This window comes from Roseomonas aerilata DSM 19363 (assembly GCF_000711725.1).
GTDB classification, from domain to species: domain Bacteria; phylum Pseudomonadota; class Alphaproteobacteria; order Acetobacterales; family Acetobacteraceae; genus Roseomonas; species Roseomonas aerilata.
This window is the reverse complement of sequence record NZ_JONP01000127.1, coordinates 1-2064: the sequence shown is the minus strand read 5'-3', so window position 1 is coordinate 2064 and position 2064 is coordinate 1. Positions and strand designations below refer to the sequence as shown.

Annotated in this window: 3 protein-coding genes; all 3 read right to left on the bottom strand. The window is 65.6% G+C overall.

The window, feature by feature from the left end; all coding sequences use genetic code 11:
• Nucleotides 1-187 precede the first annotated feature (187 nt).
• Nucleotides 188-1153, bottom strand: coding sequence for a PAS domain-containing protein (locus BO39_RS29275; protein WP_043840409.1), 966 nt, complete (start codon nt 1151-1153; stop codon nt 188-190).
• Nucleotides 1146-1349: a type II toxin-antitoxin system ParD family antitoxin gene (locus BO39_RS32285; RefSeq protein WP_156964171.1), complete on the bottom strand. Its 204-nt coding sequence runs from the start codon at nt 1347-1349 to the stop codon at nt 1146-1148. Before BO39_RS32285 ends, BO39_RS29275 begins: the two co-directional genes overlap by 8 nt.
• 285 nt (nt 1350-1634) lie before the next feature.
• On the bottom strand, nt 1635-1922 hold the full coding sequence (locus BO39_RS33490; RefSeq protein ID WP_156964169.1) for a hypothetical protein: 288 nt from the start codon (nt 1920-1922) through the stop codon (nt 1635-1637).
• Nucleotides 1923-2064 lie beyond the last annotated feature (142 nt).

The following is a 2064-nucleotide window of genomic DNA, read 5'->3' as shown; positions in this document are numbered from 1 at the left end:
CGGCTCTTTGCGTTTTGGGGCAAGGCACGAACGATACTGTGCTTGGCCGACCCAGTAGTCACCTCCTGCGACTGGTCAGGCGGAGGCTGCCCCAGTCCACTTCAGCCTGCGGTCCGGTTTGAACTGGATCGTTGCTTCCAAGCCTGCCGGTCTGAAACGAAGCTCCACGTGGCTGCCTGCACCGAGATCACGAGAGAGGCCGCGCTCCAGCAGGCGCGTCCCAAACCCACGCCGATCGGGCGGCTTGGTAAACGGCAGGCACATGAATGGCAGCGTGGATGCCCAACGCGGCGTAGTTCCCCCACGAGGGAGCTGTGCGCGGGTCGTTCTGCGTATCGTTCGTCAGGACGACCTCGCCCCGTCGGAGTGCCTGGACGAAACCGGCCCAGTAATGGGAGAGTTGGAAGACGCCCTTCAGGCTCGATACGCCCTCCGCCGTCCAGTCGCGCTCCACACGGAGCGTCTCCTCGGCTGCGTCCACCACGCCGTAGCCCGCCCGGTCTGCCTCAAGGGTGCGCCCGATGATCTCGGCTGCGGCATAGGCGATCTCACCGGGATCGCGCAGGTCACGCAAACGGTCCCCGAGCTCGACAAGCGCAAGAAGGCGTATTTCGGCCCTCTTGCGGTCTTCGATGTCCTCCGTCGTGCCATACCAGCGCATGATCCGGCCTTCGGGATCGAGGCGCGGCAGGGCGCGTGAGCGCATCCAGCGGAATGAGCCATCGGCAAGGCGGATACGGTGCTCGATGTTGTAGGGCTCGCCGGTCTGGATCGACCGGGTCCAGGCATCGATCATGCGAGGCAGGTCCTCTGGATGCGGCACCTGGGTCCAGCCGTTTGCTTCCATGTCCCTGCCAGCGAGACCGGCAAGCTCGAGCCAGCGCGCGCTCCATCCCGTGATGTTTCCATCAGGGTCGGCTGTCCAGGGGATCTGCGGGCTGAGCTCAACCGTGTGCCAGAGCTCGTCCTCGCTCTCGCGCAGGGCGATGCCGCTCGCAGCCTGTTCAGCATTGACCCGGCGCAGCGCCTCGTTCAGCGAGGTTGCCGTGGCGAGTTCCGCATGGGCGGCCGCGAGTTCGGGTGACGGAGTGGGCTTTGCATCCGAGGTTGCCCCCTGCGTCGCACCCGAACCCGCGTCTGGGGCCTTATTCACCTTGTTCGGGCCTTGCGGGCTGTTTCCGTCGCGCTCCGGACTTGGTGGCCCAGGGCTCCGCCTGTCCCTCCAGCAGTCCCAGCCCGGCCCGGAAAATCCTGCTGGCAGCCTGATAGCGGCCCCGGGTGAGCTGGGCAGCATCGAAACGATCGTACTCAGGCGTGAGTGAGATGCAGATCGACTTGCGGGTGATCATCAGCCGACTGTGCACAGCAGGGCGGAGACGGGCAATGTCATACAACCGTTCGGTGTGACATCCGCGGGCAAATGCCAGATCTCTTGCCCGAGGAGCCAATCATAGTTGGCCAGCGCTAAGGCGTTGCTCAGTCGCCGCTGACGATTGCGGCAAGCCCCCCCTCCGCGCCCGCTAGGCACGCTCGTGCGGGATTATCGTGTGTGAGTGCATACCGAAGCCCGCTGCAGGGATGGATTTCGCCCGGGTTTGCTGGGTTTCTGGCAGCCTTCGCAAGCCAGACCCGGGCTAGCCCCCTGCCCTGCCGAGCCTGGCGCTCACCCGCTCAACACGTTTGGGATCTCTGGCTGCGACGGCCAGAACAACGGTGCTCCCATCAAGCGTTGCCGCCAGGGCGGCGACAAAGTCGGGGCCGCCCATCGCAGCGCGCGCAAGACGATCCAGGGGGGCCGTCACCCGTTCACCTTCCTTGGTCCGCTCAAGCGTGAACACCCGCAGCGTCCAGCCCTCCACCTTCGGAACCGCAGCCAGGGCAGCCCGCTTCAGCGCGGCCCGGACGTCGACACCGGGCGCCAAGCGGAAGGTTCGGCCAGCTTCGCGGATCGTGTCCCCATACGAGCGAAGGAATTGGCAAGTTGATGGGCTGTGGTCGGAACAACGGAGCCGGAGCAGTCTGACGGGATGACGTCAGACCGCCACACCTACCCTGGATACCGCT